Raw genomic sequence first — 24,721 nt, 5'->3', positions numbered from 1 at the left:
TGTGGGCGTATCGTCCTGCCAACGGACGTGAATGGCCATACGTCACGGACGTATGGGGCGGGCCGGAGCGCGTTCAGCGGTAGAGCAGGTACGTCCGCCGCGTCTTCCGGAACGCGGCGAGCTCCCGCTGCCAGTCCGCCACGACCTCGTCGGCGTCGGCGCCGGCGTCGATCATCGTGCGCACGCGTGTGGAGCCGGTGAGCTTGTCGATCCAGTTGTCGGGGCGCCAGGCGAAACCGCTCCAGACCTTCTTCGCGGTCACCAGCAGGGCGATTCCCGTGCGTACGGGGTCGAACGCCTCCCGGTCGTGCACATGGACCTGCACCCCGCCGATCGTCCTGCCCTGGAACTTCGAGAAGGTGGGCGCGAAGTACGCCTCCCTGAACCGCACGCCGGGCACGCCGAGTTCGTTCGCCGCGGCGGCCCAGCGCCCGTCGATCCCCTCCGCGCCCAGCAGTTCGAACGGCCGGGTCGTACCGCGCCCCTCCGACAGGTTCGTGCCCTCGAACAGGCACGTCCCCGAGTACACCAGGGCCGTCTCCGGCGTCGGCATGTTCGGGCTCGGCGGCACCCAGGGCAGCCCGGAGGCGTCGTAGAAATCCGACCGCTTCCAGCCCGACATCGTCACGGTCTGCAGGGGTACGGGCTCGGTGAGGAACTCGCCGTTGAACAGCCGCGCCAGCTCGGCGACGGTCATCCCGTGGGCCTGGGCAATGGGCTGCCGCCCTACGAACGTGGCGAACTCCTTGTGCAGCACCGGCCCCGACGCCGCGCGGCCGGTCACCGGGTTGGGCCGGTCCAGGACCACGAACCGCTTGCCGGCGAGCTGCGCCGCCTCCATGCAGTCGTACAGCGTCCAGATGTAGGTGTAGAAGCGCGCGCCGACGTCCTGGATGTCGAACACGACCGTGTCCACGCCGGACGCGGTGAAGATGTCGGCGAGCGCCCGGCCGCTCTTCAGATACGTGTCGTAGACGGGCAGGCCGGTCGCCGGGTCGTCGTAGCGGCCCTCGGAGCCGCCGGCCTGGGCGGTGCCGCGGAAGCCGTGCTCGGGGCCGAAGACGGCGGTGAGGTCGACGCGGGGGTCGGGGTGCATGACGTCGACGATGTGGCGGGCGTCGCGGGTGATGCCGGTGGGGTTGGTGACGATGCCGACCTTCTGGTTGTCGAGGAGGGAGTAGCCGGTGTCTGCCAGTCGTTCGAAGCCGGTGCGCGTTTGCCTGCGGCGCTGGGCGGCGGATGCGGTGGAGGTGGCTGATACGGCTGCCGCCGTGGCGGCTGTGAGTACGGCTCGTCTTGAAGGGCGCATGCGGTGACCTCCTTGAGCGGGGACGGTCGGCATGGGCACGGTATGCGCTTCCGCGGGTTGTGGGGAGGCTGCGGGCTGTCCGTGGTCGAGCGCGCAGTTCCCCGCGCCCCTGAAAGGGGCGTTGTCGACGCCCCTTCCCTGGTACATACCGACCGGTTAGTCTGTCGCCATTGCTGAGCCGCGACTTAGGAGACCGATGGTGGGAGCCTTTCAAGGGACCGGGGTTGTTGTCACGGGGGCCGGTGGCGGCATCGGGGCCGCGCTCGCCCGGCGTTTCGCGGCCGAAGGGGCCCGGGTCGTGGTCAATGACCTGGACGCCGAGCGGGCCAAGCACGTCGCGGAGGAGATCGGCGGGATCGCCGTGCCCGGCGACGCCTCGGCGATCGTCGGTGACGCCCGCGACGCACTCGGCGGGACCGTCGACGTCTACTGCGCCAACGCCGGTGTCGCCGCCGACGGCATCGTGCCCGGGGAGCCGCTGAACGAGAAGGCGTGGGCCGTCTCCTGGGACGTGAACGTCATGGCTCATGTGCGGGCCGCTCAGGAGTTGCTGCCCGCCTGGCTGGAGCGCGGCAGCGGCCGGTTCGTCTCCACCGTCTCCGCCGCCGGGCTGCTCACGATGATCGGCGCCGCCCCCTACGCCGTCACCAAGCACGGCGCGCTCGCCTTCGCCGAGTGGCTGTCGCTGACGTACCGGCACCGGGGCGTGAAGGTCCACGCCGTCTGCCCGCAGGGCGTGCGCACCGACATGCTCGCCGCCACCGGCAGTGCGGGCGACCTGGTGCTCCAGCCCACCGCGATCGAGCCGGAGGCGGTGGCGGACGCTCTGCTGAAGGGCATCGAGGAGGACCGTTTCCTGATCCTGCCGCACCCGGAGGTCGCCGCCTACCACCAGGCCCGGGCCGGTGACCCCGACCGGTGGCTGACCGGCATGAACCGTATCCAGCAGCAGTGGGAGGAGACCCGGTGACCGAGTCCCGTTACGCGGCCAAGCCCTGGCTGGGGCTGCTGAACGACGCCCAGAAGGGCGCGATCAGCCCCGCCGGTTCCCTGGTGCACGCCCTGCGCCGGGCCGTGGCCGAGACGCCCGACACCGAGTTCCTGGCCTACTTCGACGGCCGGCTGACCTACCGGGACGTCGACGAGCTCAGCGACTCCGTCGCCGGGCATCTGACGGAACGCGGTCTTCAGCGCGGCGACCGGGTCGCGGTCCTGCTGCAGAACTCCCCGCACTTCGTGCTCGCCTTGCTCGGGGCCTGGAAGGCGGGCGCGGTCGTCGTGCCCGTCAACCCGATGTACAAGTCGGGCGAGGTGGCCCACGTCCTGCGGGACGGCGAGGTGGCCGCGCTGATCTGCTCGGACCGGGCCTGGGAGTCGTATCTGCGCGAGACGGCGGCCGACTCGCCCGTACGAATGGTGCTCACCGGGTGCGAACTGGACTTCCAGACCCGGGGCGACGCGCGGGTGCTGACCTTCGAGCGGCTGCCGCAGGCCCAGGACGCCGACGACCTGGTGGCCGTGGCCCGGGCCGGGAACAAGGCGCCCGAGGGACGCGAGCCCGGCCCCTCCGACATCGCGCTGATCAGCTACACCTCCGGCACGAGCGGGACGCCCAAGGGCGCCACCAACACGCACGGCAACATCATGTACAACGCCGAGCGGCAGCGGACCGGTCTGGGGCTGCCCGAGCGGCCCGTGTACTTCGCGATGGCGCCGCTGTTCCACATCACCGGCATGGTCTGCCAGTTCGGCGCCTGCCTGGACAGCGGGGGCACGCTCGTGCTGGCCTACCGCTTCGAGGCGGGCGTGGTGCTCGACGCGTTCACCGAGCACCGGCCGCACTACACGGTCGGCCCGTCCACGGCCTTCATGGCCCTGGCCGCCCACCCCTCCGTCACCCGCGACCACTTCTCCTCCTTCCGGGTGATCTCCTCCGGCGGCGCCCCGCTGCCGCCCGCGCTGGTGGAGAAGTTCCGCGCGGGCTTCGGGCCGTACATCCGCAACGGCTACGGGCTGACCGAGTGCACCGCGCCCTGCGCCTCCGTGCCGCCCCATCTGGAGGCGCCCGTCGACCCGGTCTCCGGGACCCTCGCCGTCGGTCTGCCCGGCCCCGACACGGTCGTCCGGATCGTCGACGACAACGGCGAGGAGGTGCCGTTCGGCGAGCAGGGCGAGATCGTCGTACGGGGCCCGCAGGTGGTGCCCGGCTACTGGCGCCGTCCCGACGCCACCGCCGAGACCTTCCCCGGCGCCGAACTGCGCACCGGCGACATCGGCTTCATGGACGAGCAGGGCTGGCTGTACGTCGTCGACCGCAAGAAGGACATGATCAACGCGTCCGGCTTCAAGGTGTGGCCGCGCGAGGTCGAGGACGTCCTCTACACGCACCCGGCGGTGCGCGAGGCCGCCGTCGTCGGCGTGCCCGACGGGTATCGCGGGGAGACCGTCAAGGCGTACATCAGCCTGCGGCCGGACGCCGAGACGGACCCGGGTGCGCTCGCCGACTACTGCAAGGAGAGACTGGCCGCCTACAAGTACCCGCGCCAGGTGGAGATCCTGCCGGACTTGCCGAAGACGGCCAGTGGGAAGATCCTCCGTCGGGAACTGCGTTCCCGGACGCAAGGCAACTGACAGCAGTACGGAAAGGCAGGTGGCGGCAGTGCCCAGGACCACGGACTCGGACGGCACCCCCGTGCCTCAGCGGCTCCTGGCCGCCGCCACCCGGCTCTTCGCCGAGCAGGGCTACGACCGCACTTCGGTGCAGGAGATCGTCGAGGCGGCCGGCGTCACCAAGGGAGCGCTCTACCACTACTTCGGCTCCAAGGACGACCTCCTGCACGAGGTGTACGCGCGCGTGCTGCGCATCCAGCAGGAGCGGCTGGACGCCGTGGCGGACTCCGGCGAGCCGGTGGAGAAACGGCTGCGGGCCGCGGCCGCGGATGTCGTGGTGACGACCATCGACAACCTCGACGACGCGATGATCTTCTGGCGGTCCATGCACCATCTCAGCCCCGAGAAGAACAAGCAGGTGCGCGCCGAGCGCCGTCGCTACCACGAGCGCTTCCGTGCGCTGGTGGAGGAGGGGCAGCAGTCGGGCGTCTTCTCCGAGGCGACACCGGCGGACCTGGTCGTGGACTACCACTTCGGCTCGGTCCACCACCTGTCCACGTGGTACCGCCCTGACGGTCCCCTCACCCCTCAGCAGGTCGCCGACCACCTGGCCGACCTGCTGCTGCGCGCCCTGCGGCCGTGATCAGGTGACTCCGTCGCCGGCGCCGGTCAGGTACTCGTAGGTGCCGGTGATCTCGAGCAGGCGCCGCAGCGCCGGCCGAAGCGGCGGTGGGGGCGTGACACCCCCACCGCCACCGCGTGTCACAGGTACCGCTTCAGCTCCCGCCGGGCCAGCGAACGCTGGTGCACCTCGTCCGGGCCGTCCGCGATCATCAGGGTCCGCGCCCCGGCGTAGAGCTCTGCCAGGGGGAAGTCCTGGCTCACCCCACCCGCCCCGTGCAGCTGGATCGCCCGGTCGAGGATGTCGACCACCGCCCGAGGCGTCGCGATCTTGATGGACTGGATCTCGGTGTGGGCCCCCTTGTTGCCCACCGTGTCCATCAGCCACGCCGTCTTCAGCACCAGCAGCCGCAACTGCTCGACCGTCACCCGCGCGTCCGCGATCCAGTTGTGCACCACGCCCTGCTGAGCCAGCGCCTTGCCGAACGCCGTACGCGACACGGCCCGTCGGCACATCAGCTCGATCGCCCGCTCCGCCATGCCGATCAGCCGCATGCAGTGGTGGATCCGCCCGGGACCCAGCCGGGCCTGCGCGATGGCGAAACCGCCGCCCTCCTCGCCGATCAGATTCGACGCCGGCACGCGCGCGTTGTCGAAGATCACCTCGGCGTGGCCGCCGTGGTAATGGTCCTCGTAGCCGAACACCTGCATGGCCCGCTTGATGGTGACGCCCGGGGTGTCACGCGGCACCAGCACCATCGACTGCTGACGGCGGATGTCCTCCCCGTCCGGGTCGGTCTTGCCCATCACGATGAAGATCTTGCAGTCCGGGTGCATCGCCCCGGAGATGTACCACTTGCGGCCGGTGATGACGTAGTCGTCGCCGTCCCGCTCGATGTGGGTGGTGATGTTGGTGGCGTCCGAGGAGGCCACCTCCGGCTCGGTCATCGCGAACGCCGAGCGGATCTCGCCGGCCAGCAGCGGCTCCAGCCACTGCTTGCGCTGCTGCTCGTCACCGAACTGCGTCAGCACCTCCATGTTGCCGGTGTCGGGCGCCGCGCAGTTCGTCACCGTCGGCGCGAGCTGCGGCGAGCGGCCCATGATCTCGGCGAGCGGCGCGTACTGCAGATTGGTGAGCCCGGCCCCGTACTCGGAGTCCGGCAGGAAGAGGTTCCACAGGCCCTGCCGGCGCGCCTCGGCCTTCAGTTCCTCCACCACCGGCACCGTCTCCCACGGGGAGGCGAGCCCGGCGCGCTGCTCGTGCGCCACCGCCTCGGCCGGGTAGACGTACTCGTCCATGAAGGCGAGGAGCTTGGCGCGCAGCTCTTCGGTGCGTGCGTCGAAAGCGAAGTCCATCTGGATCAGCCCTCCTGGAGGCCTTCGTGGAGCGTGGTCAGTCCGTGCCGGACGAAGACGGGCACGAGGTCGCCGATGCGGTCGAAGCCGCGCCCGACCGTCTGGCCCAGCGTGTAGCGGTAGTGGATGCCCTCGAGGATCACGGCGAGTTTGAACCAGGCGAACGCCGTGTACCAGGAGACCGCGGAGACGTCGCGGCCCGAGCGCGCGGCGTACCGCTCGATCAGTTCGGACGGCGCCGGATGCCCGGGGGCCTCGGCGGTCGTGGAGACGGGGGAGTCGGACATCCCGAGCGGCATGCTGTACATCACCAGCAGGCCGAGGTCGGTGAGCGGGTCGCCGAGCGTCGACATCTCCCAGTCGAGGATGGCCTTGATCCGGTCGTCCTCGCCGATGAGGACGTTGTCGAGCCGGTAGTCGCCGTGTACGACGGCCGGGGCGGGGGAGCGGGGCAGGTCCCGGCCGAGGGCGGCGTGCAGCTCGTCGATGCCGTCCAGGTCGCGGTTGCGGGAGGCGTCCAGCTGCTTGCCCCAGCGCCGCAGCTGCCGGTCCAGGAAGCCCTCGGGCCGGCCGAAGTCGGCGAGGCCCACCTCGCCCGGGTCGACCGCGTGCAGCTCCACCAGTGTGTCCACCAGGTTCAGCACCGCGCCCCGGGTCCGCTCCGGGCCGATCGGGGCGAGCTGGTCGGCGGTCCGGTAGGGGGTGCCCTCGACGAACTCCATGACGTAGAACGGCGACCCGAGCACCTCCTCGTCCTCGCACAGCAGCACCGGCTCGGGGACCGGCACGGCCGTCGGGTGCAGGGCGCTGATCACCCGGTGCTCACGCCGCATGTCGTGCGCGGTGGCGAGGACATGACCGAGCGGGGGCCGCCGTACGACCCACCGGGACGTACCGTCGGAGAGCGCGTAGGTGAGGTTCGACCGTCCGCCCTCGATCAGCCGGCCGGACAGCGGGCCGGTCACCAGGCCGGGCCGCTCCCGTTCGAGCAGGCTGCGCAGCCGGTCGAGATCGAGTCCGGGCGGATGGTCGGGGCTCATGCGTCGCTCCTACGGGCAGGTGGACGGTTCCCGACTTATGATGCCGACCGGTCGGTATGTAGTCCAGAGCGGGGCCGAAACGTGATCGGAGCCACGATAGGCCGACGGCCCCGCCCGCCGGGCCCCGGGGAGCGTCCGGCGGCTTCGTTCAGGCCATCCGGCTTGCGTGCGGAACGGGGAGCCCCGAAGGTCGGACCCATGAAGGCCATCAGCTACTCACGGTACGGCGGACCCGAGGCACTGGCGTTCGGGGAGGTCCGCGACCCCAAGGTCGGCCCCGACTCGGTGCTGGTGAAGGTGCGGGCCGCGGCCGTGAACCCGGTCGACTGGAAGGCCCGCGAGGGCTACCTCGACGGCATCCTCGAAGCCGCCTTCCCCGTGGTGCCCGGCTGGGACGTCTCGGGCGTGGTCGTACGGCCCGGCGCGGCCGTCTCGGAGTTCGACGTCGGGGACGAGGTCATCGGGTACGTACGCGAGGACTTCCTCTCCCGCGGCACCTTCGCCGAGTACGTCGCCGCGCCCATCCGCACCCTCGCCCGCAAGCCGCGCAACCTCTCCTTCGAGGAGGCGGCCGGGCTGCCGCTGGCCGGGCTCACCGCCTACCAGGTGCTGACCCGTGTGCTGGAGGTGAAGCGGGGCGAGACGGTCCTCGTGCACGCCGCGGCCGGAGGTGTCGGCTCGCTGGCCGTGCAGCTGGGTGTGCACCTCGGCGCCCGCGTGATCGGCACGGCGAGCGAGCCCAACCACGACTTCGTGCGCAGCCTGGGCGGGGAGCCGGTGGCCTACGGCGAGGGGCTGGGCGAACGGGTGCGGGGCGCGGCGCCCGAGGGGATGAACGCGGTGTTCGACACGGTGGGCGGCGACACAATGAAGGTCTCGGCGAACCTGCTGGCCCCCGAGGGCCGCCTGGCGTCGATCGCCGATGGTGACGTCGTGAACTACGGCGGCCGCTACCACTTCGTCCGCCCCGACGCGGAGGACCTCCAGCGGCTGTCCGAACTGGCGGAGCGAGGGGCGGTGAGCGTGCACGTCTCCGAGACGTTCCCGCTGGAACGGGCGGCGGACGCGCACCGGCTGAGCCAGGAGGGCCGGACTCGCGGCAAGATCGTCGTGACGGTGGACTGGGAGACGGAGAGCGCGGAGCCGGCCCCGGGTTCTGCCTGACATCGCCTACCGGGCTCCTCCCTGACACCGCCTAGAGGACGAGCGCGGCCCCGCACACCGCCATCGCCGTCGTGCACAGCACGGCGGCCGCGGCGTGCCGGGGCGCGAACGCCGGGGGGTCGGCGCAGACCGCGAGGGCGCGGATACGGCGGTGGGCGACGCCCAGGAACCCGAGCCACAGGACGCAAGCCAGCGCGCACGCGACGATCCCGGGCGCCGACACCCCGCCGTGCAGCGCGGTCTTCACGGCGAGCACGGTGGCGACGGTGCCCGAGAGCGTCGTACGCCGCCATGCGAGGCGGGTCCGCTCGGGTTGCAGCCCGGGGTCGCGGTCCGGGTCCCGGGGCACACTGTGCGGCCCGCTCACCCCTCCCACCCCACGAGCACCACGAAGACCATGACGAGGGCCACGACCGCCACGACGAGGCTCAGCACCGCGGGGAACCGGGACACCGGCAGGTCCTCGCCCCGGCGCATGGCCCGCTCGCAGCGCACCCAGTGGTTGACCGCCCGCAGTGAGCACAGCACGCCCGCGGCCAGCAGCGCGAGCGCCAGCCCCACACGCCAGCCCCAGCGCAGGTCCGGCAGGAACTGGTCGACGGCGAAACCGCCGCCGATCAGCGCGAGCGCGGTGCGCAGCCAGGCCAGGAAGGTGCGCTCGTTCGCCAGGGAGAACCGGTAGTCGGGCGTCTGGCCGTCCCGCCGGACCTCCGCGGGCGCGAACCACAACCGGACGTTCCGTACGAACTCGATCACATGCGCGACCCTACCCGGGTCCCTGTCGCTTCCCGCCCGCCTCTCCTGCCTGCCCGGCCCGGCCCCTGAGGCCCGCCTCGGCCCCGGCCGGCCCGAGGCCGTACCCGTTCACGAGCCCGATCGGCCCCTCGACCGGAACGCCGTGAGCCGCTCGTACGCGGCCAGCCCGTCCGGCACCCACTCCCAGTCGCGCAGCCGCCGCCGCACCTCGTCCTCGGGCAGGAAGTCGTGCCAGGCGACCTCCTCGGCCTGGGGCCGGACCGGAAGCTCGCAGGTGACCTCGTACACCGCCGACCACCAGGACTGGCCGGCGCCGTTGTCGTAGAGGAACTTGAAGAGGTACTTCGGGGCCGGCAGCCCGGTCACGCCCAGTTCTTCCTCGGCCTCGCGCAGGGCCGCCGTGTCGTAGGCCTCGCCCGCGCCGACCACACCGCCGACGAACATGTCGTACAGGGAGGGGAAGACCAGCTTGGTCGGCGTCCGCCGGTGCACGAAGATCCGGCCCTCGGCGTCCCGGGCCTGGATGAAGACGCAGCGGTGGCGCAGGCCCCCGGCGTACGCCTCACCCCGGGGGGACTGCCCGATGACCTGGTCGTTCTCGTCGACGATGTCGAGGATCTCGTCAGCAGCGCTCATGCCCTCATCCAAGCAGGGCGCGCCTCCGGGCGGGCGACGGCTTCACCGGGTCTGCGGCTGGAGCTGCCCCACGGTGGCCCGTTGGACCGCCCCTGTCGGCATGCACGGGTGCAGACCCAGCAGTATGATTCCGGCCACCACGGCCAGGAGGCCGCCCGCCTCCCAGGACAGGGCCACCGCGTCGGTCCGCAGCCGGTCGCCCAGGAAGCCGACGCCGCAGATGATCCCGGCGAGCGGCTGGGCGGCGGTCAGGGCGGGCAGCGACTTGCGCAGGGACGCGGTCTCGAAGGCGCTCTGCACGAGGAGCAGCCCCGTGACGCCCAGGGCGAGCACCGCGTACGGCTGCCAGCCGGTCATCAGCTCGGCGAAGCCGCCCTGGGAGAACTTCTCCCCGCTCACCCGGGTGAGCGCGTCCTGCACGCCGTACAGCAGCCCGGCGGCCAGTGCCAGCAGCACCGGCCCGGAGCTCAGCCGGGAGCGCTTCGCGTGCGTCGTGAGCAGCAGGGCGAGTCCGGTCATGGCCCCGATGATCAGCCACTGCCGCGTCGGATCGGCCGTCGCGGCGCCGCCCTGCGGCTCGCCGGCCACGATGAACGCGGTCACCCCGCCCGCCAGCAGCAGCAGACCCGCCCACCCCTGGCGGCCCAGCGACTGCCGGGTCTGCCTGCGGGACAGCGCGAGCGCGAAGAGCAGGTTCGTCGCCAGCAGCGGCTCCACGAGCGACAGCTCACCCTGCCCCAGCGCCGCAGCGCCCAGCGCCATGCCGGCCACCATCAGGCCGATACCGCCGAGCCAGCGCGGCACCTTCATCAGGTCGACCAGCAGGCGGAAGGAGAGGAAGTCGTTGAGGGGGGCGCGCTGGGCCGCGTTCTGCTGCAGGACGAAGCCGAAGCCCAGACAGCAGGCGGCGCTCACGGCGAGCACCAGAACTAGAACCGACACGCGGTGTACCTCGATCGTCAGGCCGGGTCACGGTTGCGTAGGGGCCGACTCTACCGGCCGGCTCCGCCCGGCGCGCCCGTACGTCGTGCCATCGTGCGGGGCGGTGACCACTCAGCACTATGACGTACGTCACAAAGGGCGAAACGGAAAAATCGGATGGGTGTCACACGCCTCTCCTGCTCCCCGTGGATCACAAAACCCTCACGACTAACGGCACTTGACGCGTGTAACGCCCTTGCGGCCCTTGACGCCAACCCTTGGCGGGGGGTTGGCTGTCCGTGATCAGTTCATGGCAGTGCGCACACTCGCGCACCACCGACGCCGTGAGCCGAAACACCAGAAGAGCGCGTGAGGAAGTTCGCGGTGCCCCCACCCCCGCCTCCCCTCGGCCGTGGCCGCAGACGTGCGTCCCAGGCCTTCGACGAGGCCCTCGACGACGCCGACCTCGTCGCCGCGCGCGCCGCACTGGCGCAGGGCCGCTGGCAGAACGCCCGTTCGCTGCTGGTGCACACCGGAGACGACTGGGACCGGCGCGGCCACCGCGTCACCGTCCTCGCCCGGGAGTCCTACTGCGCCGCATGGGCCCGCGAGTGGCTGCTCGCCGAGCCCGAGTCCGCCGACGCCTCCGTGCTGCTCGCCCTCGCCCAGGTCCGGCGCGTGCTGCACGGCAAGGGCAAGCCGGCCCGTGCCCGCGAGGCCTGCCTGACCGCCGCCGACCGCGTCCCCGCCGACCCCACCCCCTGGCTCGGCCTGCTCATGCTGGAGTGCGCGGTCGGCACCGACCAGGACGTGGTCCGCGGTTTCGAGCAGGTCCGCGGCCGGTACGCCGACCACCACCACGCCCACCACCTGATGGTCACCCGGCTCGCCGGACGCCGCACCGAGACCGGCCCGGACCCGCTGCACGAGGTCTACGACTTCGCCAACTGGGCCGCCGAACAGGCACCGGCCGACTCCCCGCTCGCGATCCTGCCGGTCATCGCGCACGCCGAGCGCTACCGCGCGCTGGCCGCGGCCGGGCACGAACCCGCCGACCCGGCCGGCTCGGGCCACTGGACCGGCCGCCGCGCCCGGCAGGTGATGAAGTCCGCCTTCGACTGGTGGCTGGAGTGGGAGCTCGAAGGCCACCCGCGCAGGCTGATCGACCTGAACTTCCTCGCCCACGCCAAGTTCTGCGAGGGGCGGGGCGCCGAGGCCGCCGCCCTGTTCCACCGGATCGGCCGGCACGCCACCCCCGCGCCCTGGTCGTACCCGGACCGCGACCCGCACACCGCTTTCGCCGCCGCCCGCGCCGGCGCGCTCGGCACCGCATGACACCCGGAAACCCAGAAGTGAGGACGCTCTCCCGATGACCACGGACAGTTCGAGTACGAGCACGTCCGCCGCCGGTGGCGGCATCAGCACGTTCAAGGGACAGGAACGGGCCCTGCGCGCCGACCGCCTCGGCACCGGGGGCCTGCTGCTCTCCGTCCTCGCCGCGACGGCCCCCCTCATGGTGGTCGCGGGTGTCATGCCCACCACATTCGCGGTGATGGGCATCGTCGGCCAGCCGCTGCTCTTCGTCCTTCTCGGCGTCGTCCTGATCCTCTTCAGCGTCGGGTACGCCGAGATGAGCCGCCACGTCCACAACGCGGGCGCCTTCTACGCCTACATCTCCCGCGGTCTCGGCGGCACCGCCGGCGCGGGCGCCGCGCTGGTCGCCCTCGTCGCCTACAACGCGCTCCAGGTCGGCATCTACGGCATCTTCGGCTTCGAGGTGTCCGGGCTCTTCGCCACCTACGCCGAGGTGGAGATCGCCTGGTGGATACCGGCGCTCGTCGCCGCGCTCGCCGTCGGGCTGCTGGGCTGGCTGAAGATCGACGTCAACGCGCGGGTGCTCGGCGTGCTGCTGGTCATCGAGGTGCTCCTCGTCGTGATCTTCGACGTCGCCGCCCTCGCCGACCCCGCGAAGGAAGGCCTGTCGCTGCACGCCTTCAACCCCGACACCCTCACCGGCGCGGGCGTCGGCACCGCGCTGTGCTTCTGCATCGCCGCGTTCCTCGGCTTCGAGCAGGCCCCCGTCTACGCCGAGGAGACCAGCAGGCCGCATGTGCTGGTCCCGCGCGTGATGTTCCTCGCCGTCGGCGGCGTCGCCGTCTTCTTCGCGCTCAGCAGCTGGGCCCTCACCGTGGCCACCGGCCCCTCCGCGATCGTCGGCACGGCCCAGAAGCAGAGCGCCGGACTGCTGTTCTTCCTCACCGAGTCCCGCCTCGGCGGCACCTTCACGGACGTCCTGCACGTCCTGTTCGTCACCGGCATGTTCGCCGCCCTGCTCAGCTTTCACAACGTTGTTGCCCGCTACGCCTTCGCCATGGGCCGCGAGGGCCTGCTGCCCGCCGCCTTCGGCCGCACCAGCGGCGGCAGCGGCGCCCCCGGCACCGGCTCGCTGCTCCAGACCGTCGTGGCCGTGCTGGTCGTGGTCGCCTTCGCGATCGCCGACGACAAGCCGGCCGGCGACCCCACCGCACCCGTCCTGCACCTGTTCACCTGGTTCGGCAACATCGGCGCCCTCGGCGTGATCGTGCTGATGGCGGCGGCCTCGCTGTCGGTCGTCGTGTTCTTCGTCCGCCGCGGCGCCGCGGGCGCCCAGGCCTGGCGGCTGGTCACCTCCGCCCTGGCGTGCGTCGCCCTGCTCGTCATCGCCGGCTACACGGTGAGGGACTTCGAGGTGCTGGTCGGCGCCGGCCCCGGCTCCGCGCTGAGCTGGGTGCTGCCCGGCATCATCGGCCTCGCCGCCCTCGCCGGCGTGGTCCTCGGCCTGGTGCTGCGCGCCCGTGCACCCGAGAAGCACGCCCGGATCGGCCTCGGCAACGAGGCGTTCCAGCTGGACAAGGCGGCGTCGTCCTGAGACGGCCGGCGTAAGAAGTCGTTACGGAAGTCTGACGAGCACCCGCGATCCCTGTCCTGTCGGGGCCGCGGGTGTTCGAATGAGAACGTGGACAGGAACGCGGACAAGAACGCGGACGAGGACGTGAATGGGGGCGTGCACGAGGACGTACAGGACGGCGTGAACGACCGACACCCCGAGGAGCGGGGCACCCCGATCGGCCGCCGTGTCTTCCTCGGCACCCTCGGCCTGGGCGCACTCGGCGTGGTCGCCGCGCCCAAGCTGCAACGCGGCCTGGAGGGCTTCCTCGGCGGCACCGCCGACAAGGACCCCACCGGCCTGACCGGACTGCTCCCGAACGGCGGCGGCTTCCGCTACTACTCGGTGGCCTCCTCCGTCCCCCGCAAGAACGCCGACACCTACCGCCTGAAGGTGGACGGCCTGGTCGACCGTCCCGCGACCTACACCCTGGCCGATCTCAGGGCCCTCCCGCAGACCCGCATGGTCCGCGACGTCCAGTGCGTCACCGGCTGGCGCGTCCCGCACACCCCCTTCGAGGGCGTACGCCTCGCCCGCCTGCTGGACGACGCCGGAGTCCGCCCCGGCGCCAGGGCGATCCGCTTCACCTGCTTCGACGGCACCTACAGCGAGAGCCTCACCCTCGACCAGGCCCGCCGCGCGGACGTCCTGGTCGCCCTGCGCATGCAGGACAAGGACCTCGGCCACTCCCACGGCGGCCCGGTCCGCCTCTACGTGGCACCCATGTACTTCTACAAGTCGGCCAAGTGGCTCTCCGGCATCACCGTCACCGACGAGGTCCGGCCCGGCTACTGGGAGGAACGCGGCTACGACGTCGACGCCTGGGTGGGCCGCTCGAACGGACGGGACGATGACCCCACCAGCTGACACGACGACCGGGGTCGGGCGCTTCAGCCGGACCGAGCGCTGGGTGCACCGCACGACGGCCGTCCTGATGGGCGTCTGCGTCCTGACGGCGGCCTGCCTCTACATCCCCCAGCTCGCCGAATTCGTCGGCCGCCGCGCCCTGGTCGTCACCCTGCACGAGTGGGCCGGCCTCGCCCTGCCCGTCCCCGTCCTGGCCGGCCTCGCCTCCCGTGCCTTCCGCGCCGACCTCAGCCGCCTCAACCGCTTCGGCCCGCACGACCGCACCTGGCTGCGTGCCGCCCTGCACCGCGACAAACGGCACGCGTCCCGCCCGGCCGGCAAGTTCAACGCCGGCCAGAAGATCTACGCGGCCTGGATCGCCGGCGCCACCCTCGTCATGCTCGGCACCGGCCTGCTGATGTGGTTCACCCACCTCACCCCACTCGTGTGGCGCACCAGCGCGACCTTCGTCCACGACTGGCTGGCCCTCACCATCGGCATCGTCCTGGCCGGCCACATCGGCATGGCCCTGGCGGACCCGGAATCCCGCCGGGGCATGCGCACCGGCTCGGTGAGCCGCGAGTGGGCGGACCGGGAGCACCCGTTGTGGCGGCCGTGACCCAGGTGGGCCCGGTCGGCGGGACACCGCGCCTGCGCCGAACGTAGGCGACCGTGACGGCCCCGAGCAGTGGCCCCCACAGCAACAGCGGGGCGTAGCAGACGTAGAACACGGCTGCCTCCCAGCCGCCCGCCGCTGTCGGGTAGTCGGACGGGAGCGGATCTCCCCGGAGGGTGACTCCGGCAGCCTCCGCGACGCACGCGGCGGTCCACAGGGCCGTCAGCACCACCGCGCCGAGGGTGGCCGGCACGACCGCGACCCCGGTCGGCACCCTGCGCCCCCGCAGTAGCGGGATCCAGCGCGGGAACACCTCACCCCACGCGGCGATCAGCCCGACCCCGGTGAACGCCACCAGCTCGGACAGAACCGAGAGCAGGACCACATAGACCTCACCCGGCAGCCACGACGGCAGGCTCCCGGTCTTGCCTGCGGTGTCCTCGTCGAAGAAGGCCACCAGAACCCGCCACAGGCTCGACGGCAACACGACGAGCGGTATGGCGTAGGCGGCGCTCCGCGCCCACCGAGGCACTCCGGCCACCGGCGCGTGAGCGGCGGCCCAGGCCCTGCGCAGTCGCCCGGGCGGGCGAGGGACCCCGGGCGGTGGGACGGATGAGACGGTATTCGTCATGTCCCCAAGGTCGCAGTCCCTCGACGAGCGTGGATCACCCCGGGGAAGGAACCGACTCCACCGCTCGGGGGACCCTAAGGGGCGCGGGGAACTGCGCGACCAGCCACAGCGAACCCGCACCCGCCCGACACCGACACCCCTAAGGCGCGACGGCGAAATCCAGCAGCACCTTGCAGGACCGACTCCGATCAGCGGCCAGGGCGAAAGCGGACTCGGCGTCCCGCACCGGAACCACCGCACTGACCAGCCCGTCGAACGCCGGCTCCACCGCGAGCAAGGCCAGCGCCTCGTCGAACTCGGTGTCGAACCGGAACGCCCCGCGCAGCTCGATCTCCCGGCTCACCACGAGGTTCCCCGCGAACGGACTCTGCCCCGGCGGCAGCATGCCCAGTTGCACCACGACCCCACCGCGCCGAACCCTCCGCAGACACGCGTCGAGCCCCGCGGCCACCCCGGACGCCTCGATCGCCACGTCCACCTCGTCGGGCCACCCGGCGTCGTCCGGGTCGTCAGCCCGTACCACCGTGCCGGCCCCGGCGACCGTCGCGTACTCCAGCGCCTCGGGCAGCAGATCCGTCACGGTGACGTGCGCGGCGCCCGCCGCCTTCGCCGCCGCGACCACCAGACACCCGATGGGCCCGGCACCGGTCACCAGCACATGCCGGCCGGCCACCTCCCCGGCCCGCCGCACCGCGTGCACGGCGACGGACAGGGGCTCGGCGAGCGCGGCCCGGCGCAGCCCGAGACCGTCCGGCAGGGCCCGCACCTGCTCGGCGGGCACGACCACCTGGGCCGCGAACCCGCCCTGCACGTGCGGGAAGCGCGCCGCACTGCCCAGATAGCTGGTGTCGCGGCACACGTTGCGCCGCTTGTCCCCGCACTCGGGGCACACCCCGCACGGGGTCGCCGGATGCACGGCGACGGCCGTACCCGGAGCCGGCCCCGACGCGCCCGCACCGTACTCCAGGACGGTCCCGACGACCTCGTGGCCGAGGACCATCGGCTCCCTGAGCCGGAAGTCACCGACCCCGCCGTGCCGCCAGTAGTGCAGGTCGGACCCGCACACCCCGCCGTACCGCACGGCCACCAGCGCCTGCCCCGGCCCGGGGACCGGAACCGGCAACTCCGCCACTCTCAGGTCACCCTGACCGTGGATCACACAACCCAGCATCGCAGCCTCCCTGATGGTCACAGCACGCTCGTCATGCCGCCGTCGACGTACAGCACCTGTCCGCTCACGAAGTCCGCGGCGGGGGAGGCGAGGAACAGCACCCCGCCCACCAGGTCCTGGGTGCGGCCCCAGCGCCCCGCCGGGGTGCGCCGCCGCACCCAGGCACTGAACTCCTCGTCCTCGACGAGCGGCTGGGTCAGCTCCGTCTCGATGTAGCCCGGGCCGAGCCCGTTGACCTGCACGCCGCTCGGACCCCAGTCCGCGCACATGCCCTTGGTGAGCATCTTCAGCGCGCCCTTGGTGGCCGCGTACGGCGCGATCCCGGGCCGTACCACCTCGCTCTGCAGCGAGCAGATGTTGATGATCTTGCCGTGGCCGCGTTCCGTCATCCGGCGCGCCGCCTCACGACCGACCAGGAAGGCACTGGTCAGGTTGGTGTCCAGGATCCGGTGCCAGTCGGAGTCCTTGAACTCCAGCAGCGGGGCGCGCAGTTGCATACCCGCGTTGTTGACGAGGATGTCGAGCGGGCCCACCCGCTCCTCGACGTCCGCGATCCCGTCCGCCACGGACGGCCCGTCGGTCACGTCGAACGCCGCCGTGTGCACCTTGTCGCCGGGCAGAGCGGCCGCCGCTTCGGCGAGCCGGTCCTTGTCCCGTCCGTTCAGGACGACCGTGCAGCCGGCCTCCGCGAGGCCACGGGCCAGGGCCCGTCCGATGCCTCGGCTGGAACCGGTCACCAGGGCCGTACGGCCGCTGATGTCGAAGAGGGGGTGAGCCGTCATCGCAGTACCACTCCTAAATCACCAGGGACAACAACAGGACGATGCCGCCGGCGACCACCGAGATGATCGTCTCCATGACGGACCAGGTCTTGATGTTCTGGCCGACACTCAGCCCGAAGTACTCCTTCACCATCCAGAACCCGGCGTCGTTGACATGGCTGAAGAAGAGCGAGCCGGCGCCGATGGCCAGGACGAGCAGCGCCGCGTGCGTGGTCGACATGTCGGCCGCGAGCGGGGCGACCAGACCGGCCGCCGAGACCGTCGCCACCGTCGCCGAACCGGTCGCGAGCCGGATCGCCACCGCGATCAGCCAGGCCAGCAGCAGCGCGGGGATCGACCAGTCCTTCGAGATGTCCAGGACCATCTGGCCCACCCCGGTGTCGATCAGCGTCTGCTTGAAGCCACCGCCGGCGCCGACGATCAGCAGGATGCCCGCGATCGGCGCGAGGCTCTTCTCGACGAGCGGCGAGATCCGCTCCTTGGAGAACCCGGCGGGCCGCAGCAGCGTGAAGATGCCGACCAGCACCGACGCGAGCAGCGCGATCATCGGGGCGCCGATCACGTCGAAGACGCGCTGGACCGGGTTCTCCACATCGTCGATGACGATGTCGACGAGCGCCTTGGCCAGCATGAGGATCACCGGCAGCAGGACCGTGAACAGCGTGGCGCCGAAACCGGGGCGCTTCTCCAGGTCCTCCGAAGCGCGCTGCGGAATCATGTTCTCGGGCGCGGGGACGTCCACCCAGCGGGCCGCGTACTTCGAGAACACCGGACCGGCGATGATCACCGTGGGTATCGCGACGAGGACACCGAGGGCCAGCGTCACACCGAGGTCGGCCTTGACCGCGTCGATCGCGACCAGCGGGCCGGGGTGCGGCGGCACCAGACCGTGCATCACGGACAGACCCGCGAGCGCCGGGATGCCGATCCGCATCAGCGAGTAGTTGCCGCGCTTGGCGACCATCAGCACCACCGGGATCAGCAGCACGATGCCGACCTCGAAGAACAGCGGCAGCCCGATCACGGAGGCGATCAGCACCATCGCCCACGGCATCGACCGCCCGCCGGCCTTCGCGAGGATGGTGTCGACGATCTGGTCGGCGCCGCCGGAGTCGGCGAGCATCTTGCCGAGGATCGCACCGAGGGCGATCAGCACACCGACGCCGGCGACCGTGGTGCCGAGGCCGGTGCTGAAGCTGAGCAGGACCTTGTCCAGCGGCGCCCCGGCGATCGCGCCGAGCGCCAGGGACCCGATGGTCAGCGCCAGGAAGGCGTGCAGCTTGAACTTGGTGATGAGCAGGACGATGACGGCGATGCCCGCCAGGACGGCGATGCCCAGCTGAGCGTGTCCGGCCGAGGTGATCGGCTCGGGTGCGTCCGCTGCCAGCATCTCGACGCTGAGTCTGGTCACGGGGTAGGGGTCCCTTGTCTTCGGGGGAGTAGAGGAGGGGGAGAGGAGACCGTCAGGGGCTACCGGACGGTTTCGGGGAGGTCCGCCAGGGCGAGCGCGGCGCGCTCGGTAATCTCCTGCGGACTGCCCGAGACGTCCACGCCGACCCCCGCCTCGTCCGTCTCCAGCGGCTGGAGCGTGGCGAACTGGGAGTCGAGCAGCGCCGTGGGCATGAAGTGCCCCTGCCGGTGCGACATCCGGTCCTCGATCAGCGCGCGGTCGCCCGTGAGGTGCAGGAAGACCACGCCCGGCGCGGCGGCGCGCAGCCGGTCGCGGTACGACCGCTTCAGTGCCGAGCAGCTGACCACCCCGCCGAGTCCGGCCCTCCCGTGCGCCCACTCGCCGATGGCGTCGAGCCAGGGCCCGCGGTCCTCGTCGGTGAGCGGCGTACCGGCCGACATCTTGGCGATGTTGGCCTGCGGGTGGAAGTCGTCGCCCTCGGCGTACGGAACGCCGAGCCGGGACGCGAGCAGGGGACCGATGGTGGTCTTGCCGGTGCCGGCGACGCCCATGACCACGACGACGTGGGGGGTGTTCATCGCTGCCTCACTGTCTGCTGTCTTCGTCGACACGTGATGTCGACGCAACTGAAACCCATTAGGTACGACTAATTCAAGAGCCTGTGGCGAATAAGTCTGACTTTTTGTCTGCGTGATCTACCCCGTACGCTGAGTGCATGAGCACACCGGGCCGGGGGCTGCACGGCCATGTACTGGACACCCTCGGCCCTGAGATCACGGCGGGCGAGTACCCGCCCGGCAGCGTGCTGCGCACCGACGAGCTCGCCCAGCGTTTCGACGTGTCGCGCTCCGTGATGCGCGAGGCGGTCCGCGTCCTGGAGTCCATGCACCTGGTCGAGTCCCGCCGCCGCGTCGGCGTCACGGTCCGCCCGGCGTCCGAGTGGAACGTCTACGACCCCGAGGTCATCCGCTGGCGCCTGGCCGGCAAGGACCGGCCCCGGCAGCTGCGTTCCCTGACGCTGCTGCGCTCGGCGATCGAACCGGTCGCGGCCGGCCTCGCCGCGCGGCACGCCACCGCCGAACAGTGCGCCGAACTCACCGAGTGCGCCCTCGGCATGGTCGCCAACTCACGCGGTCACAAGCTCGAGGAGTACCTCGTCCACGACATGGCCTTCCACCGCGCCATCCTGGACGCCTCCGGCAACGAGATGTTCGCCCGCCTCGGCGACGTCGTCGCCGAGGTGCTGGCCGGCCGCACCCATCACGACGTGATGTTCGAGGACCCCGATCCGGCCGCCGTCACCCTGCACGTCCAGGTCGCCGAGGCGGTCCGCGCGGGCGACGCGGCCCGCGCGGAGGAACTGACCCGCGAGATCACGGTCGGCGCCCTCCAGGAACTCGACATCCTGGCGCCCTAGTTCTCAGCCGAGGATGTCGCCGTCGACGTAGACCCAGGCCCCGTCGACCCGCTCGAACCGGCTCCGCTCGTGCAGCGACCCGCCCCGGTACGAGGCCCGGAACTCCACGGTCCCGGTGGTGTGGAACGCGGTCCCGTCACGCGTGCCCAGGATCTCCAGCCCGGTCCACCGCATCCCCGGATCGAGCTCCAGCCGCCCGGGCCGCGTCCGCGGGTGCCAGGTCCGCAGCAGATACCCGGTATCGCCCTTCACGAAGGCGCTGTACCGCGACCGCATCAACGCCTCGGCGGTCGGGGCGGCGGCACCGGAGTGATAGCGGCCGCAGCATGCCTCGTAGGCCCCGGGCAACCCGCATGGGCAGGAACGGCTGGTCATGGTCACCCTTCCGCGACAACGCCTGAGGGCCGTGACCTCGCGGTCACGGCCCTCAGCTTGATGTGTCCGAGGGGGGACTTGAACCCCCACGCCCGATAAAGGGCACTAGCACCTCAAGCTAGCGCGTCTGCCATTCCGCCACCCGGACAAGGTGTCTGTCGCGCGGGTTCTCCCCGCGGCGACGACGTAAACATTACCAGGCTTTCCGGGGTGGCCGATCACCCCCCGTCCGCGCCCCGGCGGGGCGTGAACGACGTGTGACGGGCCGGGAGGGCTCTTGGGGAGCGGGCCGGGGAGAGGGAGGATGAGGGGGACCCACCAGCAGTGACAGCGGGAGGAAGCACGTGAGCGAGACGGACACGGCCAGGAGCGTCACCGGCGAGGACGAGGTCGTGGACCTCTGCCGCGAGCTGATCCAGATCGACACCAGCAACTACGGCGACCACTCGGGTCCGGGCGAGCGCAAGGCGGCCGAGTACGTCGCCGAGAAGCTCGCCGAGGTCGGGCTCGAACCGCAGATCTTCGAGTCCCACCCGGGCCGCGCCTCCACGGTGGCCCGGATCGAGGGCGAGGACCCCTCCCGGCCCGCGCTCCTCATCCACGGTCACACCGACGTCGTACCGGCCAACGCGGACGACTGGACCCACCACCCCTTCTCGGGCGAGGTCGCCGACGGCTGCGTGTGGGGCCGTGGGGCCGTCGACATGAAGGACATGGACGCGATGACCCTGGCGGTCGTCCGCGACCGGCTGCGCAGCGGGCGCAAGCCCCCGCGCGACATCGTCCTCGCGTTCCTCGCGGACGAGGAGGCCGGCGGCACGTACGGCGCCAAGCACCTCGTGCGCAACCACCCCGAGCTGTTCGAGGGCGTCACCGAGGCGATCAGCGAGGTGGGCGGGTTCTCGTTCACCGTCAGCGAGCAGCGTCGGCTCTACATGATCCAGACAGCCGAGAAGGGCATGCACTGGATGAAGCTCACCGTGGCCGGCACCGCCGGGCACGGGTCGATGATCCACCGGGACAACGCGATCACCGAGCTTTCGGAGGCCGTCGCGCGGCTGGGGCGGCACAAGTTCCCGGTGCGCGTCACCAAGACCACCCGCGCCTTCCTCGACGAGCTCGGTGACGCGCTCGGCCTCGAACTCGACCCGGAGGACATGGAGTCGACCCTCGTCAGGCTCGGCGGCATCGCCAAGTTCATCGGCGCGACCCTGAGCAACACGGCCAACCCGACGCAGCTCGGTGCCGGCTACAAGGTCAACGTCATCCCGGGTGAGGCGACCGCCCACGTCGACGGACGGTTCCTGCCCGGACACGAGGAGGAGTTCCTCGCCGACCTCGACAAGATCCTCGGCCCGAACGTGCGGCGCGAGGACGTCCACGCCGACAAGGCCGTCGAGACCACCTTCGACGGGGCGCTCGTGGCGGCGATGCAGTCCGCGCTGCTGGCCGAGGACCCGACCGCCAAGGCGATCCCCTACATGCTCTCCGGTGGGACGGACGCCAAGTCCTTCGACGACCTGGGCATCCGCGGCTTCGGCTTCGTGCCGCTGAAGCTGCCGCCGGAGCTGGACTTCGCCGGCATGTTCCACGGCGTGGACGAGCGGGTGCCGGTCGAGGGCCTCCAGTTCGGCGTGCGGGTGCTCGACCGGTTCATCGACGCGTCCTGAACCGGCCCGAGCGGAACGCCAGTATTCGGTCGGGCGTACGAGATCGACTGGGAAGAGTGAATGCGACCATAAGCTCGTAGCCTCATTACTCCCTCCTCGTTACAGGTAATGCGATCGCAAGATGGGTCGCTTTGCCAACTAGGAGGAATAATGATCAAGAAGGTCGTCGCTGCTGCGGCTGCCACCGGTGGGCTGGTTCTCGCGGGCGCGGGCCTGGCCGTCGCCGACTCGGGTGCCCAGGGTGCCGCCGTGCACAGCCCGGGTGTCCTGTCCGGCAACGTTGTTCAGGTGCCCGTTCACGTCCCGGTGAACGTCTGCGGCAACACGGTCTCCGTGATCGGGCTGCTGAACCCCGCCTTCGGCAACACCTGCGTCAACAAGTGATGCTTTCCCCTCGCTGAGGGGAGTTTCAAAGCCATCGGTCCCGGAGTGCATGCCATGCGCTCCGGGGCCGAACGCTTCTTTCGAGGAATTCGAGAAGAACTCGAAAAGAATTCGAGACAGGGTCGAAGGCAGGTATTCAGTAATGCGACAGGTCACCCGCAAGGGTCTGATGACCGTGGCGGCCGCGACCGGCGTGATCGCCGCCGCGGGCGGCGCGGCGCACGCCGACTCGGGCGCCCAGGGCGCCGGTTCGGGCTCGCCCGGCGTGCTGTCCGGAAACACGGTGCAGGCGCCGGTGCACGCGCCGGTCAACGTCTGCGGGAACACGGTCAACGTCGTCGGGGTGCTCAACCCGTCGGTGGGCAACTCGTGCGCCAACAAGGGGGGCGGATCGTCCTCGGGGGGACACGGCGCGCACCGTGGCCACGGCGGCTCGCACGCCGGCGGACACGCCACCGACTCGCCCGGCGTCGGTTCGGGCAACCACGTGCAGGCACCGATCGACGTGCCGGTGAACGTCTGCGGCAACAGCGTCGACATCATCGGCGTCGGTAACCCCAGCGCGGGCAACGACTGCCGCAACGGCGGCTCCGGCGGACACCACACCAACCCGCCCGGCGGCGGCCACGAGAACCCGGGACAGCCGGGTAACCCGGGTAACCCTGGTAACCCGGGCAACCCCAGCAACCCGGGCAACCCGGGCAACCCTGGTAACCCGGGCAACCCCGGTAGCCCCGAGGAGCCCGGTAACCCCGGTACCCCGGCCACCCCGCCCAGCACCGGTGGCGAGACGCCCGGCGGTTCCTCGCACGGCGATCAGCCGGGCGGCCGGCTCGTCACGCAGGCCGGCGGCGACGCCCAGCTCGCGAGCACCGGCAGTGACCTGCCGCTCGGGCTCGTCCTGCCGGCCGGCGCGGGCGCGCTGCTGGCGGGCGCGGTCCTCTACCGCAAGGCACGCGCCTCGGCCTGACACCCCGGCGAACGGAGCGGGCCCCGCCACCCGGCGGGGCCCGCTCCGTCACATGCCTTCTCCCAGTGCGCCGCCCCAGCTCACCACGTGGCCCGCACCTGGCGGATGATCCGCCGGCGCAACCGCACCTTGCGGCTGCCGTCCCGCAGCAGGCTCAGACGGTACAACTCCCAGTGTCCGTACTCGGCATGGTCCGTCAGCAGACGTGCCGTTTCCTTGCGGGAGACCCCGCGAGGTACGTACACGTCGACAAATTCGTATTCCGGCATCGCATCTATTGTGCGGGCTGGGGCCTGGTACGGATAGCGTCTGCACTATGTCTGATGCTGCGCAGCCCACCGCTGCCGAGGTACGCGCCGCCGCCGAGGCGGTCAAGACCGCGCTCGACCGCCACCTGGCCGCGGTCGAACGCAGGTCGGGGGAGGACGACCCGGCCGTCTACGAGGCGTTCAACCAGCTGGCCGCGGCCGCAGAGGTGTACGACGAACTGCTCTACGACCGCTACGACGAGGTCACACCCTTCGAGATCCCCGGTACGGAGGACGCGCTGCCCCCGTACAACGGGCCCGAGGAACCGAACGCGGTGAGCGTACTGATCCGCCGTGACTACGCGGTGGCCGAGCCGCAGCGACTGCTGGCGCAGGCGGAGCGGATCGAGGCCGCGGAGGGCGAGGACGGCGCGGCCGCCTCCGGGACGGTCCACGGCGCGCTCGGCCTCCTCTTCGGCGAGTTCGAGCCCGACGAGATCGCCTCCCGGCACAAGGAGTTCGGCCTGGAGGAGGGCGACTCCACGCTCTGGGTGGCGGCCGCGGACGAACCCGCCGAACCCGGCGAGTGGCTGGAGGCGCCGTTCGAGCAGGTCGATCCGCAGCAGGTGGTCTGCCGCTTCGACGTCAGCGCCGTCTTCGACGAAGAACTCGACGACGTCGATGACGACGATGACGACGACGGCGACGACAGCGAGGCCGAGGACCTGGACGACCTCGACACCGACCTCGACGAGGACGAGGACCTGGAGCCATTGGACGCGGACCGCCCCTGAGCCCGGGCGCCGGCCACCACGAGCAGCCACCACGAGGGGGTGGGGTGGGGCCCGCCGCGGCCGCGGG

27 protein-coding genes and 1 tRNA gene are annotated in these 24,721 nt (G+C 71.4%); 13 read left to right on the top strand and 15 right to left on the bottom strand.

Annotated features, from left to right (window positions below):
• Positions 1 to 73: 73 nt before the first annotated feature.
• Positions 74 to 1,309, bottom strand: a complete 1,236-nt coding sequence (locus ABZ016_RS41215; RefSeq protein WP_356921915.1) for a DUF1343 domain-containing protein — start codon at positions 1,307 to 1,309, stop codon at positions 74 to 76.
• Between the two features lie 196 nt (positions 1,310 to 1,505).
• Between ABZ016_RS41215 and ABZ016_RS41210 the strand changes: the two genes are divergently transcribed.
• From ABZ016_RS41210 to ABZ016_RS41200, 3 genes are read left to right on the top strand one after another with little or no spacing between them, the layout of a single operon-like run.
• The gene (locus ABZ016_RS41210) at positions 1,506 to 2,279 is read left to right on the top strand and encodes an SDR family oxidoreductase (RefSeq protein ID WP_356921914.1); all 774 of its coding nucleotides are present in this window, start codon (positions 1,506 to 1,508) and stop codon (positions 2,277 to 2,279) included.
• Entirely contained in the window at positions 2,276 to 3,940 is a 1,665-nt protein-coding gene (locus tag ABZ016_RS41205) for an AMP-binding protein (RefSeq protein ID WP_356921913.1), read from the top strand. The genes ABZ016_RS41210 and ABZ016_RS41205 overlap by 4 nt, the downstream gene beginning before the upstream one ends.
• Before the next feature lie 28 nt (positions 3,941 to 3,968).
• Positions 3,969 to 4,562 carry a TetR/AcrR family transcriptional regulator gene (locus ABZ016_RS41200; RefSeq protein WP_356921912.1) on the top strand — a complete coding sequence of 198 codons (594 nt, stop codon included), beginning with the start codon at positions 3,969 to 3,971 and terminating at the stop codon, positions 4,560 to 4,562.
• On the opposite strand, the gene ABZ016_RS41195 is transcribed toward ABZ016_RS41200, so the two are convergent.
• Genes ABZ016_RS41195 through ABZ016_RS41185 form a run of 3 tightly spaced genes read right to left on the bottom strand, consistent with a single transcriptional unit; the run spans position 4,563 to position 6,936 of the window.
• Positions 4,563 to 4,685, bottom strand: coding sequence for a hypothetical protein (locus tag ABZ016_RS41195; RefSeq protein WP_356921911.1), 123 nt, complete (start codon positions 4,683 to 4,685; stop codon positions 4,563 to 4,565).
• Positions 4,682 to 5,896 (bottom strand): acyl-CoA dehydrogenase, encoded by a 1,215-nt coding sequence (locus ABZ016_RS41190; protein WP_356921910.1) that lies wholly within the window; start codon positions 5,894 to 5,896, stop codon positions 4,682 to 4,684. The genes ABZ016_RS41195 and ABZ016_RS41190 overlap by 4 nt, the downstream gene beginning before the upstream one ends.
• Before the next feature lie 5 nt (positions 5,897 to 5,901).
• Positions 5,902 to 6,936, bottom strand: coding sequence for a phosphotransferase family protein (locus tag ABZ016_RS41185; RefSeq protein WP_356921909.1), 1,035 nt, complete (start codon positions 6,934 to 6,936; stop codon positions 5,902 to 5,904).
• Positions 6,937 to 7,134: 198 nt separating this feature from the next.
• On the opposite strand from ABZ016_RS41185, the gene ABZ016_RS41180 reads away from it, so the two are divergent.
• Positions 7,135 to 8,100 carry an NADP-dependent oxidoreductase gene (locus ABZ016_RS41180; protein ID WP_356921908.1) on the top strand — a complete coding sequence of 322 codons (966 nt, stop codon included), beginning with the start codon at positions 7,135 to 7,137 and terminating at the stop codon, positions 8,098 to 8,100.
• Positions 8,101 to 8,131: 31 nt separating this feature from the next.
• Here ABZ016_RS41180 and ABZ016_RS41175 read toward each other — a convergent pair whose 3' ends face one another.
• The 4 genes from ABZ016_RS41175 to ABZ016_RS41160 all read right to left on the bottom strand — a co-directional run bounded on the left by ABZ016_RS41175 (position 8,132) and on the right by ABZ016_RS41160 (position 10,434).
• Positions 8,132 to 8,467: a DUF202 domain-containing protein gene (locus tag ABZ016_RS41175; protein ID WP_356921907.1), complete on the bottom strand. Its 336-nt coding sequence runs from the start codon at positions 8,465 to 8,467 to the stop codon at positions 8,132 to 8,134.
• The gene (locus ABZ016_RS41170; protein WP_356921906.1) at positions 8,464 to 8,856 is read right to left on the bottom strand and encodes a DUF202 domain-containing protein; all 393 of its coding nucleotides are present in this window, start codon (positions 8,854 to 8,856) and stop codon (positions 8,464 to 8,466) included. The genes ABZ016_RS41175 and ABZ016_RS41170 overlap by 4 nt, the downstream gene beginning before the upstream one ends.
• Positions 8,857 to 8,964: 108 nt before the next feature.
• On the bottom strand, positions 8,965 to 9,492 hold the full coding sequence (locus ABZ016_RS41165; protein ID WP_356921905.1) for an NUDIX domain-containing protein: 528 nt from the start codon (positions 9,490 to 9,492) through the stop codon (positions 8,965 to 8,967).
• A gap of 42 nt (positions 9,493 to 9,534) precedes the next feature.
• The gene (locus ABZ016_RS41160) at positions 9,535 to 10,434 is read right to left on the bottom strand and encodes a DMT family transporter (protein ID WP_356921904.1); all 900 of its coding nucleotides are present in this window, start codon (positions 10,432 to 10,434) and stop codon (positions 9,535 to 9,537) included.
• Positions 10,435 to 10,797: 363 nt separating this feature from the next.
• Between ABZ016_RS41160 and ABZ016_RS41155 the strand changes: the two genes are divergently transcribed.
• From ABZ016_RS41155 to ABZ016_RS41140, 4 genes are all read left to right on the top strand, one after another.
• Positions 10,798 to 11,748, top strand: a complete 951-nt coding sequence (locus ABZ016_RS41155; protein WP_356921921.1) for a hypothetical protein — start codon at positions 10,798 to 10,800, stop codon at positions 11,746 to 11,748.
• A 34-nt stretch (positions 11,749 to 11,782) separates the two neighbouring features.
• Positions 11,783 to 13,321 carry an APC family permease gene (locus ABZ016_RS41150; protein WP_356921903.1) on the top strand — a complete coding sequence of 513 codons (1,539 nt, stop codon included), beginning with the start codon at positions 11,783 to 11,785 and terminating at the stop codon, positions 13,319 to 13,321.
• Between the two features lie 159 nt (positions 13,322 to 13,480).
• Positions 13,481 to 14,206, top strand: coding sequence for a molybdopterin-dependent oxidoreductase (locus ABZ016_RS41145; RefSeq protein WP_356921920.1), 726 nt, complete (start codon positions 13,481 to 13,483; stop codon positions 14,204 to 14,206).
• On the top strand, positions 14,190 to 14,804 hold the full coding sequence (locus ABZ016_RS41140) for a cytochrome b/b6 domain-containing protein (RefSeq protein WP_356921902.1): 615 nt from the start codon (positions 14,190 to 14,192) through the stop codon (positions 14,802 to 14,804). Before ABZ016_RS41145 ends, ABZ016_RS41140 begins: the two co-directional genes overlap by 17 nt.
• Positions 14,805 to 15,571: 767 nt before the next feature.
• Here ABZ016_RS41140 and ABZ016_RS41135 read toward each other — a convergent pair.
• From ABZ016_RS41135 to ABZ016_RS41120, 4 genes are read right to left on the bottom strand one after another with little or no spacing between them, the layout of a single operon-like run.
• The gene (locus ABZ016_RS41135; RefSeq protein ID WP_356921901.1) at positions 15,572 to 16,603 is read right to left on the bottom strand and encodes an L-idonate 5-dehydrogenase; all 1,032 of its coding nucleotides are present in this window, start codon (positions 16,601 to 16,603) and stop codon (positions 15,572 to 15,574) included.
• Positions 16,604 to 16,620: 17 nt separating this feature from the next.
• On the bottom strand, positions 16,621 to 17,385 hold the full coding sequence (locus tag ABZ016_RS41130; protein ID WP_356921900.1) for an SDR family oxidoreductase: 765 nt from the start codon (positions 17,383 to 17,385) through the stop codon (positions 16,621 to 16,623).
• A 13-nt stretch (positions 17,386 to 17,398) separates the two neighbouring features.
• A complete protein-coding gene (locus tag ABZ016_RS41125) occupies positions 17,399 to 18,796 on the bottom strand; it encodes a gluconate:H+ symporter (protein WP_345664620.1) in 1,398 nt (465 codons plus the stop codon).
• A 59-nt stretch (positions 18,797 to 18,855) separates the two neighbouring features.
• Positions 18,856 to 19,374, bottom strand: coding sequence for a gluconokinase (locus ABZ016_RS41120; RefSeq protein WP_356921899.1), 519 nt, complete (start codon positions 19,372 to 19,374; stop codon positions 18,856 to 18,858).
• Positions 19,375 to 19,511: 137 nt separating this feature from the next.
• Between ABZ016_RS41120 and ABZ016_RS41115 the strand changes: the two genes are divergently transcribed.
• Positions 19,512 to 20,213, top strand: coding sequence for a FadR/GntR family transcriptional regulator (locus ABZ016_RS41115; RefSeq protein WP_356921898.1), 702 nt, complete (start codon positions 19,512 to 19,514; stop codon positions 20,211 to 20,213).
• A gap of 3 nt (positions 20,214 to 20,216) precedes the next feature.
• Here the strand turns inward: ABZ016_RS41115 and ABZ016_RS41110 are convergent, their stop codons facing one another.
• The gene (locus ABZ016_RS41110; RefSeq protein WP_356921897.1) at positions 20,217 to 20,588 is read right to left on the bottom strand and encodes a YchJ family metal-binding protein; all 372 of its coding nucleotides are present in this window, start codon (positions 20,586 to 20,588) and stop codon (positions 20,217 to 20,219) included.
• 63 nt (positions 20,589 to 20,651) lie between these two features.
• Positions 20,652 to 20,736: transfer RNA gene (locus tag ABZ016_RS41105), tRNA-Leu, on the bottom strand.
• A gap of 196 nt (positions 20,737 to 20,932) precedes the next feature.
• Here ABZ016_RS41105 and ABZ016_RS41100 point away from each other — a divergent pair.
• The 3 genes from ABZ016_RS41100 (at position 20,933) to ABZ016_RS41090 (ending at position 23,612) form a co-directional block, all read left to right on the top strand.
• Positions 20,933 to 22,258: a M20/M25/M40 family metallo-hydrolase gene (locus ABZ016_RS41100; RefSeq protein WP_356921896.1), complete on the top strand. Its 1,326-nt coding sequence runs from the start codon at positions 20,933 to 20,935 to the stop codon at positions 22,256 to 22,258.
• A gap of 150 nt (positions 22,259 to 22,408) precedes the next feature.
• A complete protein-coding gene (gene chpH / locus ABZ016_RS41095) occupies positions 22,409 to 22,642 on the top strand; it encodes a chaplin ChpH (protein WP_215122472.1) in 234 nt (77 codons plus the stop codon).
• A gap of 142 nt (positions 22,643 to 22,784) precedes the next feature.
• On the top strand, positions 22,785 to 23,612 hold the full coding sequence (locus ABZ016_RS41090) for a chaplin (protein WP_356921895.1): 828 nt from the start codon (positions 22,785 to 22,787) through the stop codon (positions 23,610 to 23,612).
• A gap of 80 nt (positions 23,613 to 23,692) precedes the next feature.
• On the opposite strand, the gene ABZ016_RS41085 is transcribed toward ABZ016_RS41090, so the two are convergent.
• Positions 23,693 to 23,881, bottom strand: coding sequence for a DUF5703 family protein (locus tag ABZ016_RS41085; RefSeq protein WP_003989151.1), 189 nt, complete (start codon positions 23,879 to 23,881; stop codon positions 23,693 to 23,695).
• A gap of 47 nt (positions 23,882 to 23,928) precedes the next feature.
• Here ABZ016_RS41085 and ABZ016_RS41080 point away from each other — a divergent pair, with 47 nt between their 5' ends.
• Positions 23,929 to 24,654, top strand: coding sequence for a hypothetical protein (locus ABZ016_RS41080; RefSeq protein WP_356921894.1), 726 nt, complete (start codon positions 23,929 to 23,931; stop codon positions 24,652 to 24,654).
• Positions 24,655 to 24,721: the final 67 nt, after the last annotated feature.

The organism is Streptomyces sp. NPDC006372 (assembly GCF_040612515.1).
Lineage (GTDB): Bacteria > Actinomycetota > Actinomycetes > Streptomycetales > Streptomycetaceae > Streptomyces.
Note: the sequence above shows the minus strand (reverse complement) of the source record. Positions and strands in the feature narration are given on the sequence as shown.